This window comes from Sphingopyxis sp. 22461 (assembly GCF_052044915.1).
Lineage (GTDB): Bacteria > Pseudomonadota > Alphaproteobacteria > Sphingomonadales > Sphingomonadaceae > Sphingopyxis.
The window spans coordinates 88,409-102,123 of the sequence record NZ_JBQENY010000001.1; the positions used below are offsets into that span (position 1 = coordinate 88,409).

General features: G+C 63.4%; 17 protein-coding genes and 1 tRNA gene. 12 read left to right on the forward strand and 6 right to left on the reverse strand.

The features are described from left to right. Positions 1–43 precede the first annotated feature (43 nt). Complete coding sequence (queC, locus tag ACTJI5_RS00445; protein ID WP_310253301.1) at positions 44–742, forward strand: 7-cyano-7-deazaguanine synthase QueC; 699 nt, start codon at positions 44–46, stop codon at positions 740–742. Positions 743–746: 4 nt separating this feature from the next. Next, positions 747–1,379: a 7-carboxy-7-deazaguanine synthase gene (queE, locus tag ACTJI5_RS00450; protein ID WP_310253303.1), complete on the forward strand. Its 633-nt coding sequence runs from the start codon at positions 747–749 to the stop codon at positions 1,377–1,379. Positions 1,380–1,382: 3 nt separating this feature from the next. Here the strand turns inward: queE and ACTJI5_RS00455 are convergent, their stop codons facing one another. Together ACTJI5_RS00455 and lipB are read right to left on the reverse strand one after the other, a co-directional pair. Continuing rightward, a complete protein-coding gene (locus ACTJI5_RS00455) occupies positions 1,383–1,727 on the reverse strand; it encodes a hypothetical protein (protein WP_058538014.1) in 345 nt (114 codons plus the stop codon). Between the two features lie 9 nt (positions 1,728–1,736). Then, complete coding sequence (lipB, locus tag ACTJI5_RS00460) at positions 1,737–2,390, reverse strand: lipoyl(octanoyl) transferase LipB (protein WP_440859044.1); 654 nt, start codon at positions 2,388–2,390, stop codon at positions 1,737–1,739. Between the two features lie 133 nt (positions 2,391–2,523). On the opposite strand from lipB, the gene ACTJI5_RS00465 reads away from it, so the two are divergent. Both ACTJI5_RS00465 and ACTJI5_RS00470 read left to right on the forward strand, forming a co-directional pair. Beyond that, a complete protein-coding gene (locus ACTJI5_RS00465; protein WP_440859045.1) occupies positions 2,524–3,261 on the forward strand; it encodes a hypothetical protein in 738 nt (245 codons plus the stop codon). Positions 3,262–3,433: 172 nt separating this feature from the next. Then, the gene (locus ACTJI5_RS00470; RefSeq protein ID WP_440859046.1) at positions 3,434–4,252 is read left to right on the forward strand and encodes a hypothetical protein; all 819 of its coding nucleotides are present in this window, start codon (positions 3,434–3,436) and stop codon (positions 4,250–4,252) included. Between the two features lie 57 nt (positions 4,253–4,309). Here the strand turns inward: ACTJI5_RS00470 and hemF are convergent, their stop codons facing one another. Both hemF and ACTJI5_RS00480 read right to left on the reverse strand, forming a co-directional pair. Beyond that, complete coding sequence (gene hemF, locus ACTJI5_RS00475) at positions 4,310–5,170, reverse strand: oxygen-dependent coproporphyrinogen oxidase (RefSeq protein WP_058538010.1); 861 nt, start codon at positions 5,168–5,170, stop codon at positions 4,310–4,312. After that, positions 5,167–5,625: a tRNA (cytidine(34)-2'-O)-methyltransferase gene (locus tag ACTJI5_RS00480; RefSeq protein WP_056374350.1), complete on the reverse strand. Its 459-nt coding sequence runs from the start codon at positions 5,623–5,625 to the stop codon at positions 5,167–5,169. Before ACTJI5_RS00480 ends, hemF begins: the two co-directional genes overlap by 4 nt. Before the next feature lie 222 nt (positions 5,626–5,847). Here ACTJI5_RS00480 and petA point away from each other — a divergent pair, with 222 nt between their 5' ends. The 4 genes from petA to ACTJI5_RS00500 are packed head-to-tail and all read left to right on the forward strand — an operon-like array spanning position 5,848 to position 9,127. Next, a complete protein-coding gene (petA, locus tag ACTJI5_RS00485; protein ID WP_056374353.1) occupies positions 5,848–6,405 on the forward strand; it encodes a ubiquinol-cytochrome c reductase iron-sulfur subunit in 558 nt (185 codons plus the stop codon). Between the two features lie 13 nt (positions 6,406–6,418). Further along, positions 6,419–7,705: a cytochrome b gene (locus tag ACTJI5_RS00490; protein WP_058538009.1), complete on the forward strand. Its 1,287-nt coding sequence runs from the start codon at positions 6,419–6,421 to the stop codon at positions 7,703–7,705. Between the two features lie 31 nt (positions 7,706–7,736). After that, positions 7,737–8,549 carry a cytochrome c1 gene (locus tag ACTJI5_RS00495; RefSeq protein ID WP_058538008.1) on the forward strand — a complete coding sequence of 271 codons (813 nt, stop codon included), beginning with the start codon at positions 7,737–7,739 and terminating at the stop codon, positions 8,547–8,549. 23 nt (positions 8,550–8,572) lie between these two features. Continuing rightward, positions 8,573–9,127, forward strand: a complete 555-nt coding sequence (locus tag ACTJI5_RS00500; RefSeq protein WP_058538007.1) for an adenine phosphoribosyltransferase — start codon at positions 8,573–8,575, stop codon at positions 9,125–9,127. On the opposite strand, the gene ACTJI5_RS00505 is transcribed toward ACTJI5_RS00500, so the two are convergent. Beyond that, positions 9,124–9,501 (reverse strand): RidA family protein, encoded by a 378-nt coding sequence (locus ACTJI5_RS00505; RefSeq protein WP_058538006.1) that lies wholly within the window; start codon positions 9,499–9,501, stop codon positions 9,124–9,126. The genes ACTJI5_RS00500 and ACTJI5_RS00505 overlap by 4 nt on opposite strands. Before the next feature lie 104 nt (positions 9,502–9,605). Then, complete coding sequence (locus ACTJI5_RS00510; RefSeq protein WP_310253318.1) at positions 9,606–10,379, reverse strand: DUF1134 domain-containing protein; 774 nt, start codon at positions 10,377–10,379, stop codon at positions 9,606–9,608. Between the two features lie 243 nt (positions 10,380–10,622). Here ACTJI5_RS00510 and ACTJI5_RS00515 point away from each other — a divergent pair. The 4 genes from ACTJI5_RS00515 to ACTJI5_RS00530 all read left to right on the forward strand — a co-directional run bounded on the left by ACTJI5_RS00515 (position 10,623) and on the right by ACTJI5_RS00530 (position 13,639). Beyond that, positions 10,623–10,715 (forward strand) — tRNA-Ser (locus ACTJI5_RS00515). Positions 10,716–10,999: 284 nt separating this feature from the next. Next, positions 11,000–11,677, forward strand: coding sequence for a response regulator transcription factor (locus tag ACTJI5_RS00520; protein WP_310253322.1), 678 nt, complete (start codon positions 11,000–11,002; stop codon positions 11,675–11,677). A 103-nt stretch (positions 11,678–11,780) separates the two neighbouring features. Further along, positions 11,781–12,722: a sensor histidine kinase gene (locus ACTJI5_RS00525; RefSeq protein ID WP_082639407.1), complete on the forward strand. Its 942-nt coding sequence runs from the start codon at positions 11,781–11,783 to the stop codon at positions 12,720–12,722. A gap of 98 nt (positions 12,723–12,820) precedes the next feature. Further along, positions 12,821–13,639, forward strand: coding sequence for a response regulator (locus tag ACTJI5_RS00530; RefSeq protein ID WP_082639405.1), 819 nt, complete (start codon positions 12,821–12,823; stop codon positions 13,637–13,639). The last annotated feature ends 76 nt before the right edge of the window (positions 13,640–13,715 follow it).

Consider the following 13,715-nt stretch of genomic DNA (forward strand, 5'->3'; position numbering starts at 1 on the left):
CGCAGCACTTGCGCGCCCCGCGGCGCGGGCCTATCTGGCGCCGATGCAGCAAGTTTCCGGAAAAACGGTGATCGTCCTCCTGTCGGGCGGCCTCGACTCGATGGTCTGCGCGGGCCTCGCGCGCGAAGCGGGCGCGCGGATCGTCGCGCTCACGATCGATTATAACCAGCGCCACCGCGTCGAACTGGAATCGGCGACGCGCATCGCGAACTATATCGGCGCGGCCGAACATATCGTGCTGCCGCTCGACCTTCGCCGGTTCGGCGGCTCGGCGCTCACCGCCGATATCGACGTGCCGAAGGATGGCGTCCCCGAGGTCGAGGGCGGCGGCGATGTCCCGATCACCTATGTCCCGGCGCGCAACCTCATCTTCCTGTCGCTGACGCTCGGGCTCGCCGAAGCGCGGCAGGCGCAGGACATCGTCATCGGGGTCAATGCGCTCGATTATTCGGGCTATCCCGACTGCCGCCCCGAATTCATCCAGGGTTTCGAAAAGCTCGCGGCGCTCGCGACGCGCGACGGCGACAAGGGCGTCGATTTCCATATCCACGCGCCGCTTCAGCATATGACCAAGGCCGATATCGCCGCCGAAGCGGCGCGGCTGGGCATGGACGCGGGGATGAGCTGGTCGTGCTACGACCCGACGCCCGCGGGGCTGCATTGCGGCTCGTGCGACAGTTGCCGCTTGCGGTCCAAGGGCTTCGCCGACGCGGGTCTAGCCGACCCGACGCGCTACGCCTGAGCCGATGACCTACGCCGTCAAAGAGATTTTCCTTACCCTGCAGGGTGAGGGTGCGCAGGCAGGGCGCCGTGCCGTCTTCTGCCGCTTTGCCGGCTGCAATCTGTGGACGGGGCGCGAGAAGGATCGCGCCAAGGCGGTCTGCCAGTTCTGCGACACCGATTTCGTTGGCACCGACGGGACGTTGGGCGGAAAATATAAAACGGCGGGCGCGCTGGCCGATGTCATCGCCGAAAGCTGGGGGCAGGGCCGCGATGACCGCTATGTCGTGCTCACCGGCGGCGAGCCGATGCTGCAGGTCGACGCGGCGCTGATCGACGCGCTGCACGAGCGCGGCTTCACGATCGCGATCGAAAGCAACGGCACCTTCCCGGTCCCGCGCAGCATCGACTGGATCTGCGTCAGCCCGAAGGCGGGGAGCGAACTGGTGCAGACGAGCGGTGACGAGTTGAAACTCGTCTGGCCGCAACCCGGCAGCGATGTCGCGCGGCTTGCGACGCTCGATTTCAAGCATCTGCTTGTCCAGCCGCTCGACGATCCGCACGCCGCCGCCAATGTGCAGGCGTGCATCGATCTGGTGATGGACGATCCGCGCTGGCGCCTGTCGCTGCAGACGCACAAAAATCTGGGGCTGCGTTAAGGTCTATTCGCCCTTTTTCGCGGCGGGATCGGCGGTGATCGCCTTTTTCGCGACGGGCATGTCGACCGCATCGGGATCGTCGTCGGCTTCGCTTGCGGGCGCCGCCTCATCTGCAGTATCCGCTTCGTCGGTCTTCGCCGCATCCTTTTTCGTGCCGTCGTCGGGAACGCTGTTGTCGACCGCCGTGCCATCGCTGACCGCGTCGTCGAGGATGATCATCGAATCGCTCACCGATCCCGGCTGGACCTCGACCGCGTCGAGCTTGGTCGTCGACTTGCCGGCGGTGTCGCCGCCGCCACAGGCAGCGAGCGCGAGCAGGGAGAGCGATGCGAGAAGGGTGCGGGTCATGCGGCGTTCCTAGTCCTTCGGCGAAAGCTTGTCGAGAAAGGCGGGAAACGTTTGCACAAGCGCCGCGTCGACCTCGGCAAAGGATGCGGCCCGGCCCAGCGCGGCGAGGCTCGTCACCGGAAATTCGGCAATGCCGCACGGCACGATGCCGCCGAAATGCGCAAGATCGGGCGCGACGTTGAGCGAAAAGCCGTGCATCGTCACCCAACGCTTCACGCGCACCCCGATCGCCCCGATCTTGGCCTCGCGGCCGTTGGCATCGTCGGTCCAGATGCCGATGCGCCCCTCGGCACGGCGCGCCTCGACGCCGAGCAGCGCGAGCGCGTCGATCACCCAGCCTTCGAGCGCGGAGACATAGGCGCGCACGTCGCGCCCGCGTTTCGTCAGGTCGAGCTGGACATAGCCGACGCGCTGGCCCGGGCCATGATAGGTGTAGCGGCCGCCACGCCCGGCATCATAAACCGGAAATTGCGGATTGAGCAGCTCGGCGGGATCGGCGCTCGTTCCCGCGGTATAAAGCGGTGGATGCTCGATCAGCCAGATGCGCTCGCCCGCCTCGCCGGCATGGATCGCGGCGGCGCGCGTCTCCATATCGGCGAGCGCCGCATCATAATCGGTCAGGCCGGGACTGATGGTCCATTCGGGCGGGGAAAGGGGGGGCATCGCGCGGGCTATCTGGCGCGCCGCGGCGCCTCGCGCAAGACCCTCCGTAGCGCTTGCCGACAGGGGTGGACAGGAGCGCCGAAGATCGTCACCTTCGCCGCAACTGGGAAATCGAAAAAATGACGGGGTATCAATGGTAAAATTCGACATGGGCGCCGCGTGGGACGACACGCTGCAACTTCTGAAGTCGCACACGGCGCTGGTCGGCACGATCGCCGGCGTTTTCCTGTTCCTGCCGGCGCTCGCGGTCGCATGGTTCGGCCCGGTGCCGATCGAGCCCGCGGCGGGCGCTGACTTCAATCAGGTCATGGAGACGTTTCGCGAAAGCTTTCGCCAGATGATTCCGGGACAACTGGCGATCGCGCTATCCGCGCTCATCGGCACGGCGGGAATCCTGCGGTTGTGGCTGTCGCGGACCGGGACCAGCGTCGGCGAGGCGCTGACCTTCGCGCTCATGCTCTTCCCGACGATGATCGCGATCCAGATATTGTGCGGTGTCGCGATCGGTCTCGGCTTTCTCCTGCTGCTCGTCCCGGGCCTCTATCTGGTCGGGCGTCTCGCTCTGGTCGCGCCGGCCGTCGCCGACCGCAGCCTCTACAACCCCTTCGAAGCGATCCGGACGAGCTGGGACCTCACGCGAGGCAATGGTTGGGCGATCTTCTTTTTCCTGTTCCTCGTCGCGCTGGTGATCGTGATCGCGGCGCTGATCATCGGGGGCATCGTCTCGGTCATCGCGGGAAGCGAACCGGGGTTCGGGCGGATGCTGGGCGGCTTCATCGAGGCCGCGTTCAGCGCCGTCGGCAGCCTGGCGTCGATTGCCGTTTCGGCGGCTGCCTATCGCCAGCTTGCATCGTCAGATGTGTTCAAGTGATGCGGGTCACCGCCAATAAGAATGATGTGTCGCAAATGGGCGAAGCCAGTCGGGCTTTTGTCCGCCTTGGATGGAGTGAGAGTCTGGTTTAAAAACAGGGGGAAGTGACATGACGAAAATGAGTATCGGAGCAGCCTTCTCGGAAACCTTCGCGTTTCTAAAGGCGAATTGGATGCAGATGCTGATCTGGATGGGCGGGGCGCTGCTCGTCGTCGGTCTGCTCGGTTATCTGCTCCTTGGATCGACTTTTTCGGCAATGGCGCTGGCGCCCAACGACCCGTCGCTCGTGATGGGCGCGTTCGGCAAGATTGCTCTTTTCGCGCTGATCGCGGCTGTGATTTTTTACGGCGTTTCGATGCTCATCTGGCGCGGCGGCATGTATCCCGGAGAGGCGCCGAATTTTGCCTGGGCGTTTCAGGCCGGGCCGGCGCTGGCCTTTGGCATGTTCGTGGTGATGATCGCCGCCTATATCGTCATCTTCATCATCATGTTCGTCCTGACGCTGATTTTCGGCGCGGCACTCGGCGGCATGGGGGCTTTCTCCCCGGCGGCGCTGGAATCGGGCGGGGCGGGCGCGATCGGCGGCGGCGCGATCTTCCTGATGATCATCCTCTACGTCGCGATGATCGTTTTCCTGCTGTGGGTGCAGGGGCGTTTCCTGGTTGCCGGCCCTGTCATGGCCAATCAGCTGACGCGCAATCCGGTGACGGGCCTCGGTGAATCGTGGCGGCTGACGGGTCCCTCGCAGTGGACGATCGTCGGCTTCTATCTGCTCTTCACGATCGGCATATTCATCTATGCAATGATCGCGGGCCTGATCTTCGGCGGCGTTCTGGGCGCGATTCTCGGCGGTTCGGCGGTGGGCGCGATTTTGACGATGATCGTCATGGCCGCGGTCGTCTACCTGCCGGTCATCATGATTTCCTTCTCGATGCCGGTCGGCGTTTATCGCGCCCTCGCACCGCGCGCATCGGGGGATGTTTTCGCCTGATCTGCGCCAACGGAAATTAGAAAGGGTGCCTCCGGCAACGGGGCGCCCTTTTCTATGTCAGTTCCATTTGGCGAGCGGCGGCAGGCTCATCAGGATCGCGTCGATATTGCCCCCGGTCTTCAGGCCGAACAAAGTTCCGCGGTCATAGACGAGGTTGAATTCGGCATAACGCCCGCGCCAGATGAGCTGTTCCTCGCGCTCGGCCTCGGTAAAGGGCAGGCCCATTCGGCGCCGCACGATCTGCGGGAAGATGTCGAGAAAGGCTTCACCGACCGCCTGCGTCAGCTGGAAGTTTCGGTCGAACTCGGCATCGTCGCCGCATTCGAGATGGTCGTAGAAAATCCCGCCGACGCCGCGATGGACGCCGCGATGCGGGATATAGAAATAATCCTCGGCCCATTTGGCGTAACGTTCGTAAACGTCGGGGCCAAAGGGCGCGCAGGCGGCGCGCAGCCGCGCGTGAAAGGCGTCGGTGTCCTCGGCATAGGGAATCGGCGGGTTGAGATCGGCGCCGCCGCCGAACCAGCGCTTTGTCGTCGCAAGGAAGCGCGTGTTCATATGCACCGCCGGAACGTGCGGGTTCGCCATATGCGCGACAAGGCTGATTCCGGTCGCGAAGAAGCTCGGGTCTTCGCCCGCGCCATGGATCGACCCGGCAAAGTCGGGGGCAAACTCGCCCGCGACGGTCGATACGTTGACGCCGACCTTTTCGAACACTTTGCCGGTCATCACGCCGCGCACGCCGCCGCCGCCTTCGCCCGGCGCCAGCCCATCGGCCTCGCGGTCCCACGGCGTATAGGCAAAGCGCGCGTCGCTGCCCGCCTCGGCCTCGATCTTCTCGAATTCGGCGCAGATCCGGTCGCGGAGCGATTCGAACCAGTTACGTGCCGTCTGTTGCTGCGGGTCGAGCGAGATCATGCCGGAAAGCCTTTCGTTTGCCTGAGCGCTTCGGCGAGCGCGATGCCAGCCGCGACCGCGACATTCAAGGAGCGAAAGCCCTCACGCATGGGAATTGCGACCCGTGCCGTGGCCGCATCATGGACATAAGGCGGCACGCCCGAGGATTCGGCGCCGAGCAACAGCAGGTCGCCGGGCTCGAACGTAAAGGCGGGCAGGGGCGTCGCCCCCGCTGTGGTCAACAGTACGAGCCTCCGAGCCGCCTCGGCGCGCCAGTGCATGAAGTCATTCCAATCGGCGTGCCGGCGCACATTGGCGCGCACCGCATAATCCATTCCCGCGCGCTTCAGCGCGGCGTCGCCAAACGGGAATCCGCATGGCTCGATGATATGCGCGGGCGCGCCGAAGCAGGCGGCGGTGCGCAATATGGTGCCGACATTACCGGCGATGTCCGGCTGAAACAGGGCGATTTCCATGGTGCCCCCATAAAGGCGAAGGCGCCGGGAATCGAGAGGCTTGGCGGCCGTCGCTTGGTACAGTGCGTTATGCGGAAATTGCCTGTTGGCAAGCCCGGACAGTGCGGCTATCAGGCCCGCAATTCCCGGAGGGGCCGCCGGGTTGTGCGCTTTCGTGCGCGTGCAACAGGGCGGCCATAACTTCGAGAACTTTTGTTAGTTCACCCATGCAAGGGCAGTCGAATGGCCAGTGAATCTGAACTCAACGCCGGTATCGAGGATGGCGTACGCCGCCGGGATTTCATCAATATTGCGGCGGTGAGTTTCGCTGGTGTCGGTGCGGTCGCCGTGGTGCTGCCGCTGCTCAACCAGATGAACCCGTCGGCCGACGTGCTCGCGCTGTCGACGACCGAAATCGACATTTCGGCGATCCAGCCTGGCCAGGCGATCAAGACCAGCTGGCGCAAGCAGCCGGTGTTCGTGCGCAACCTCGTCGCCAAGGAAATCGCCGAAGCCAAGGCGGTTCCGCTGGGCGACCTGCGCGATCCTGAAACGATCGACCAGCGCACCAAGCCCGGCAAGGAAAACTGGCTGATCACGCTGGGCGTCTGCACGCACCTCGGTTGCGTGCCGCTCGGTGCGGCCGAGGGCGAGAACAAAGGCGATTTCGGCGGTTATTTCTGCCCGTGCCACGGTTCGCATTATGACACCGCGGCGCGCATCCGTAAGGGCCCGGCACCCAAGAATCTGGTTGTGCCGCCCTATGAATTCAACAGCGACACCGTCGTGACGATCGGCTGAGGAGCGAGATAAGATGAGCTTTCCCTGGGCCAAACCCTATGAGCCGACGCATCCGCTGATGAAGTGGATGGACGAGAAGCTGCCGATTCCGCGCCTCGTCTATAACGCCACGGGCCCCGGCTATCCGGTGCCGCGTAACCTCAACTATTTCTGGAACTTCGGCGTCCTCGCCGGCGCCGCGCTGATGATCCAGATCATCACCGGTATCGTTCTGGCGATGCACTATGCCGCGAACGCGAGCGTCGCGTTCAACTCGGTCGAGCATATCATGCGCGACGTGAATGCCGGCTGGTTCATCCGCTACGCGCATATGAACGGCGCGAGCATGTTCTTCATCGTCGTCTATCTGCACATTTTCCGCGGCCTTTATTACGGTTCGTACAAGGCGCCGCGCGAAATGGTGTGGCTGCTCGGCGTCGTGATCTTCCTCCTCATGATGGCGACAGCCTTCATGGGCTATGTGCTTCCGTGGGGCCAGATGAGCTTCTGGGGCGCGCAGGTGATCACCGGCTTCTTCTCGGCGATACCGATCGTCGGCGAACCGGTGCGCGAATGGCTGCTCGGCGGCTTCGTCCCCGATAACGCGACGCTCAACCGCTTCTTCTCGCTGCACTATCTGCTGCCGTTCGTGATCCTGGGTGTCATCATCCTGCACATCTGGGCGCTGCATATCCCGGGTTCGTCGAACCCGACGGGCATCGAGGTGAAGGACGAACAGGACACCGTCCCGTTCCACCCTTATTACACCGCGAAGGACGGCTTCGGCGTCGGCATCTTCCTGCTGATCTTCGTCGCGCTGACCTTCTTCAGCCCGAACACGCTCGGCCATGCGGACAATTATATCCCGGCGAACTCGCTTTCGACCCCGGCGCATATCGTTCCCGAATGGTACTTCCTGCCCTTCTACGCGATCCTGAAGGCCTTCACCTTCAACTTCCTGTGGATCGACGCGAAGCTGTGGGGCGTCATTGCGATGTTCGCATCGATCGCGCTGCTGTTCTTCCTGCCCTGGCTCGACAGCTCGCCGATCAAGTCGTCGAACTATCGTCCGCTGTACCGCATCTTCTTCTGGATCCTCGTCGTCGACGTCCTGCTTCTCGGCTGGTGCGGCATGCAGCCGGCGGAACAGCCGTGGGTGATCCTCAGCCAGCTGGGTGCGATCTATTATTTCGCGCACTTCCTGGTGATCCTGCCGATCGTGTCGCGGATCGAACGCCCGCTTCCGATGCCGAATTCGATCACCGAAGCGGTCCTCGCCAAACACGCCACCGACACCTCGTCGGCTTCGGCAACGGCCTGAGCGCCGGACTTTAATAGGAGCTGATACAGCCATGGTTCGTCCGCTCGGTTTTCTCGTCGGCCTCGGTTTCATTACCGCGCTGGTGCTCGCGATCTTCACGACGCCGCTCAGCAATGAAGCCAATGTCGCGCACGAGTTTCACAAACACCCCCGGCATCTGAAGCTGGCCAGCGATGGCATCGTCCTGCCGCATTGGGACAAGGCCCAGCTGCAGCGCGGCATGCAGGTGTACAAGGAAGTCTGCTCGGCTTGCCACAGCCTGCATCTTGTCGCCTTCCGCGACATTGCGGACCTCGGCTACACCGAAGGCCAGATCAAGACCTTCGCCAAGGGCTTCCAGGTTCCGTCGGTCAACCCCGACACGGGTGAACCGGCGACGCGCGATGGCCTGCCGTCGGATTATTTCCCGTCGCCCTATGCGAACGAAGTCGCCGCGCGCGCCGCGAACAACAACGCGCTGCCGCCAGATCTTTCGCTGATCACCAAGGCGCGCGAAGGCGGCAAGGATTATGTCTATTCGCTGCTGACGGGCTTCCAGAACCCGCCGAAGAATCTGCCGGCAGAACTGAAGCCGGGCACGGGGCTGCACTACAACCCCTATTTCGCGAACCTCAACCTCGCGATGGCCCCGCCGCTGGCTCCGAACCAGGTCACATATGCCGATGGCACCAAGGCGACCGTCGACCAGATGTCGAAGGACGTCACGGCATTCCTCGTCTGGACGGCCGAGCCGAAGCTGATCAAGCGCATCCAGGTGGGTTATGCAGTCTTCTTTTTCCTGCTGATCTTCACCGTGCTGACGTACCTGTCGTACCGGAACATCTGGGCCGACAAGAAACATTGAGGGCATAGGGGAGGGCGGCCAACATGATCGCCCTCCCGCCCCAGCCGGACCTCGACCTCGCGTCGCTCGTCCGCACCATCCCGGACTTTCCAAAGCCGGGCATTCAATTCCGCGATATCACGACGCTGATCGGCGACGCCGCTGGTTTCGCCGAAAGCGTGCGCCGACTGAGCGCGCTCGCCACCATCCATCGGCCCGATTTCATCGTCGCGGTCGAGGCGCGCGGGTTCCTGTTCGGCGCGGCTATGGCGACCGCGATGGGGCTTGGCGTCGTTCCCGTGCGCAAGGCGGGCAAGCTCCCCGGCGTCACCATCGGCGTCGACTATGAACTCGAATATGGCGTTGATCGCCTCGAACTGCACGAAGGTGCGGTGCTGCCCGGCCACCGCGTCGTCCTTGTCGACGACCTGCTGGCGACCGGCGGCACGATCCTCGCGACCGCCGCGTTGATGCGGAGCGTCGGCGCCGAGGTTGCGGCGGCACTATTCGTGATCGATCTGCCCGATCTGGGCGGATCACGGCGGCTCGAGGCTGCGGGTCTGACCTGTGAGACGCTGATCGCGTTCGACGGCGACTAAGCGGCGCCCTTTGCCGCCAGGGCGATAGCTTCGATTTCGATTCGAAAGCCGAAATGCAGAGGGCCGGTGGGGACCACGCTTCGCGCGGGGCGGGTCGCCCCGAAAAACTGGCCATAAACCGCATCCAGTTCGTCCCAGTCGGCCATGTCGCCGAGATAGACGGTCGTCTTGATCACCCGCGTCAGATCCGTGCCAGCGTCCTGAAGGACGGATTTCAGGTTTTGGAGCGTCTGTTCCGCCTGCGCTCTGAAGGGGGCATCGGCCAGCGACGTATCGCGGCCCGGCAGCAGCGGCAGCTGCCCGGACACGAAAATGAGGCCGCCACCGACCGCGAAGGGTGAATAATGCGGGCCGCCAGCAGGTTGCGTTGTCATGTCGTCGATCCTCCCGATCAGCTGCGACCACGCCCTATCATCGGCGCAAAGAAAAAGCCCGCGCCGAAGCGCGGGCTGTCGCCCCCTTGGCAAGCGGGTTGTTCTTAAAAGGGCACCCAGTTCTGTTTTTTGCGGAACTTCATATAGCCGGCGTTCACGCCAAGTCGCGCGCCGACGCCGACGCGGATCGGGATCAGGACGACGTCGCCGCGGCGCATATAGCTCGCGTTGAAGCCGCCGACCAGATAGGCGGCGCCTTCACCCGCGGGATAGCGCTTGTACAGATCCTCGCTGTCGAACAGGTTATAGACGAGGACAAAGGTGTTGCCGGCATTGGCGCCGGCGTCGAACCCGATCGACGGGCCGGTCCAGTAAGCGGGCAGCTCGCCCTCGACCTTGTGATGCAGCGTGCCCGAGCCATAGCGCACGCCGAGCACGAGCGCGCCGCCGGCTTCGCGCCCGACGATATAGGCGTTGGGTTCGCCCTGCTTCTTCAAAATATCCTCGATCAGCCCGGCAAGGCCTTGCGCGCCCTTGCCGAACACGCCTTCGGCGGCGCCGATCAGATCGTCCTTCTTGTAGGTCGAGCCGGGTGCCGCCACGACGGTCGCCGCCGAAACGTCGGCGCTAGCCGCGGCGCCGTCCACGGGCGGCGTCTCGCTGGTCTGCTGGTCGCCGGTGGCAAGGTCGCTGTCGTACGATGTGCCGGCCGTCGAATCGCTCGATACCGGTGGCGGCGCAGGGTTGTCGAGATCGGAATCGATCGCCGTGTTGTTGGGATCGACTTCGCGCATCTGCGCGGCTGCCGGAAGCGGCGTCAGCGCGAGGCCGAGCGATGCCATTGCTGCCAAGGCAAGGCTGGTGAACGTTTTCCGCATATTGGACCCCCAAAGATCGAGTGACGCACGCGCGCCGAAATCTGCGTTAATCATGACTCGCTTTCGGCTGCGGGCAATGAACCGGCGATGACTTGAGTCGAATTTACGCCGGACCGAATCATCCGGGCGACGAAATGCCTGCTTCGACCCCAAAATTGCACAATCTTTGCCGTTGCGGGGTGCGAAGTGCATGGCTATAGCGACCCGCCTAGGCCAGACTGTCGTTAGCGCGACAGGCCATGCGGAGACGTGGGTGAGTGGCTGAAACCAACGGTTTGCTAAACCGTCGTACTGGTAAATCCGGTACCGAGGGTTCGAATCCCTCCGTCTCCGCCACTATTTTCCTAATTCTAATCCGATTAATTGGGGGCCTCCGTGCCAACTTGTTACGGTTAGTTCCGGTAATCGGATAATTCCGGTTCGCGGAAGGCGCGGCGTTCGCGGTTTGATCGGCGGGGTTCCTGCCAACTACACCAAGGATGCGAATCCCGGCCTTCTTGATTTCGTGAATAATGAGTTCATACTCACCGGACCGGCAACAGCTTCCCTTGATGCGGGGGTTTGTTTTGGGGGCGTGCCTGGCGATGACCGTGGGGGGCTCCGCTGCCAATTGGTGCGACATGCGCGTCCTGATCATAGAGGACAACGATCGTCTGGCGGGGCTCGTTTCGCATGGCCTGGCTCAGCATGGATTCAGCGGGGACGGCGTCGGGAATCTCGACGAAGCCGAGGTCGCTCTTGCCAGCGTGACATATGATGCGATCATTCTGGACCTCGGGCTACCCGATGGTGACGGGCTCGAATGGTTGCGCCGCGACCGGCCGGGCCACCCCCTGCCGCCCGTCCTGATCCTGACAGCGCGCGACGGAATGGGGGATCGGGTCGCCGGTCTTGATGGCGGGGCGGATGACTATCTGGTCAAACCTGTCGAAATCGAGGAACTGGCCGCCCGCCTTCGTGCGCTCCTGCGCCGGCCGGGAACGCGCAGCCTGCCGATCATCAGGGCTGGGAAGCTGGCATTCGACGTGGCGGCGCGGACGGCGCGGAGCGGCGACAATGCCATCGAACTGACCCGCCGCGAAGCCGACTTGCTGGAACTGCTGATCCGGCGGGCCGGAGCGGTCGTGCGCCGATCGACCATCGAAGAAGCGCTGTACCGGTTCGACGAACCGGTGACGCCCAATGCGGTCGAGGCCATTGTGTCCCGGCTTCGCCATAAGCTCAGCGATGCCGATCATCCCGACCGGCTCGTGACCGTCCGCGGAATGGGCTATCTGCTCCGGGACTACGGGGATTAAAGCGCCGCATTCCGTATCGCGCCGCCTGACGCGCGGCCTGGCATGGACGGGCGCGTTTGGCGGTCTGGCGCTGATCATTTTCGTCAGTTTCGATGTCGAGGTCATGCTCGAGCAAAAGTCGGCGTCGGATGGCTGGCGCGGCGAATGGCTTGAAATCGCTGAACATGTCGTCCTGCCGCTCCTCCTGCTTATGGTGCCGATGTTTTTCGCGGTCCGATGGGTCATCCGGACATCGCTCGCCCCGTTGGGCACGGCGGCTGCCCGCATGGATTCGGTGGTGGGCACCGACCGCGGCTTCCGTGTCAATCTTGAGGAATTTCCGCTCGAAACACAGCCCTTTGCGCGCGCGCTGAACGATCTGCTGGCACGCCTCGACGACGTCGCGGAGCAGCGCGAGGCCTTTGCCGCCAATGTCGCCCACGAACTGCGGACGCCGCTTGCGATCCTGATGATCGAGCTGGACCGGCTGGGCTCGCCCGACGCGCTCAGGCTCAAGAAGGACGTTGCCGCGATGAAGCGGCTTGTCGGTCAGATCATGATGATGGCGCAGGTGGAAGCGCATGTGGCGCGCCCCGTCTCCCACGATGTCGTTTCGCTTTCCGATGTGGCGATGGACGTGACCAACCGCTTTGCCCCGCTGGCGGCCGAGCAGGGCAGGCACGTCGCGTTGGCGGTCGAGGGCGAACCCATGGTTTCCGGAATCAGGGAAACGCTCGCGGCGGCGGTGTCGAACCTAGTGGAGAATGCGCTGCGCGTGACCCCCGAGGGCGGAACGGTCGTGATCGCGGTCGGCCCGGACGCCCGCATTTGTGTCAGGGACGAGGGGGCTGGCTTGTCGGCTGCGGACCTTGCCGCGCTCAGCCAGCGCTTCGCTCGCGCCGATCATGCGAACGCTGGCGGGGCGGGCCTGGGCCTCGCGATCGTGGCGCGAATTGCCGAAATCCACCATGCCAGGCTGATTACCAATCCTCACCGAAAAGAAATTGGCCTGTTATTTCAAGGCGCCCACCAAATTGGTGAACAATCTGATCGTCAGCTAAGTTAACCGTCAGGTTGGCGTCAGCTTAGGCGCATAATCTTAACAGGACCGATTCGTTTCATAACAAAAAGAGTGCCTTCTCGCTCGGGTCGCGGCGGCGGGAAATGGTCAAGCGGGCGTATGTTTGTCGGCGCGTGCCTAGGCAAGTACCCGTGGGGGGCAAATCCGTGACGAATGCAACAGGTGAGATTTTGGTTGCGGATAGTCATCCGCTTTGCCGCGAAGGATTGACTACACTTTTCGCGCGAAATCTCGGCCTGCCCAATCTGATCGAAGCCTGGGACTTTCCGTCTGTCATCACACGAATGGCGGCGCGGCGATCGATCGATCTTGTGACGATCGATCTCGGCCTGCCGGGGATGCACAAGCGCGAAGGCTTGCGCGATCTGCGCGTTAAATATCCCAATGTCCGCGTCGTCGTCGTGACTGCGTCCCGCGACCGCGAGATGGTGCTCGACGCGCTGGCGGCCGGCGTCCACGGCTATATCCCAAAGGATTTTCCGGTCCACGAGATGGCGGACGCATTAAGAAAGGTGCTGGCGGGGCAGATATATGTTCCGCCTTTCCTGTCCGATTTGAATGCCCGGAAGGCGAGCCTCGCCGATGAGGATGGCGCCGCGCACGAGACGGCGCTGACCGGGCGTCAATTCGAGGTTCTGAACCTCCTCGCCGCCGGGCGCTCGAACAAGGAAATCGCGCGGCTTCTGTGCATCGCCGAGGGAACGGTGAAGGTTCATATCGCCGCCGCATTTCGTATGCTGGGTGTACACAACCGGGTCAGCGCGGTCGCCGTGATGCAGGCGCGGGCATTCAATGACAGTGCGGATGAGACATATCTGCCCGGCCTTCTCGAAGAGAAGCGCGGAAGGCCGATGTTGCAGCGTAATTTTAACGGGGTTTCCCAAATCTCGTACAGGCGCTGAGCGGCGTTTCATCGCCATTCGCGGGCCATTTTCGCGCCGCCCCAAACCAGCTTCCCTTCCGTCTTTTGCCTTGCCA

Bases quoted from the DNA above. Each gene is read 5' to 3' on its own strand.
- ACTJI5_RS00455 (WP_058538014.1), bottom strand. From the start codon at position 1,727: ATGACCCGCACCCTTCTCGCATCGCTCTCCCTGCTCGCGCTCGCTGCC.
- hemF (WP_058538010.1), bottom strand. From the start codon at position 5,170: ATGATCTCGCTCGACCCGCAGCAACAGACGGCACGTAACTGGTTCGAA.
- ACTJI5_RS00470 (WP_440859046.1), top strand. From the start codon at position 3,434: ATGCAGATGCTGATCTGGATGGGCGGGGCGCTGCTCGTCGTCGGTCTG.
- ACTJI5_RS00480 (WP_056374350.1), bottom strand. From the start codon at position 5,625: ATGGAAATCGCCCTGTTTCAGCCGGACATCGCCGGTAATGTCGGCACC.
- ACTJI5_RS00465 (WP_440859045.1), top strand. From the start codon at position 2,524: ATGGTAAAATTCGACATGGGCGCCGCGTGGGACGACACGCTGCAACTT.
- petA (WP_056374353.1), top strand. From the start codon at position 5,848: ATGGCCAGTGAATCTGAACTCAACGCCGGTATCGAGGATGGCGTACGC.
- lipB (WP_440859044.1), bottom strand. From the start codon at position 2,390: ATGCCCCCCCTTTCCCCGCCCGAATGGACCATCAGTCCCGGCCTGACC.
- ACTJI5_RS00520 (WP_310253322.1), top strand. From the start codon at position 11,000: ATGCGCGTCCTGATCATAGAGGACAACGATCGTCTGGCGGGGCTCGTT.
- ACTJI5_RS00530 (WP_082639405.1), top strand. From the start codon at position 12,821: ATGGTCAAGCGGGCGTATGTTTGTCGGCGCGTGCCTAGGCAAGTACCC.
- ACTJI5_RS00495 (WP_058538008.1), top strand. From the start codon at position 7,737: ATGGTTCGTCCGCTCGGTTTTCTCGTCGGCCTCGGTTTCATTACCGCG.
- ACTJI5_RS00525 (WP_082639407.1), top strand. From the start codon at position 11,781: ATGCTCGAGCAAAAGTCGGCGTCGGATGGCTGGCGCGGCGAATGGCTT.
- ACTJI5_RS00510 (WP_310253318.1), bottom strand. From the start codon at position 10,379: ATGCGGAAAACGTTCACCAGCCTTGCCTTGGCAGCAATGGCATCGCTC.
- queC (WP_310253301.1), top strand. From the start codon at position 44: ATGCAGCAAGTTTCCGGAAAAACGGTGATCGTCCTCCTGTCGGGCGGC.
- ACTJI5_RS00500 (WP_058538007.1), top strand. From the start codon at position 8,573: ATGATCGCCCTCCCGCCCCAGCCGGACCTCGACCTCGCGTCGCTCGTC.
- ACTJI5_RS00490 (WP_058538009.1), top strand. From the start codon at position 6,419: ATGAGCTTTCCCTGGGCCAAACCCTATGAGCCGACGCATCCGCTGATG.
- ACTJI5_RS00505 (WP_058538006.1), bottom strand. From the start codon at position 9,501: ATGACAACGCAACCTGCTGGCGGCCCGCATTATTCACCCTTCGCGGTC.
- queE (WP_310253303.1), top strand. From the start codon at position 747: ATGACCTACGCCGTCAAAGAGATTTTCCTTACCCTGCAGGGTGAGGGT.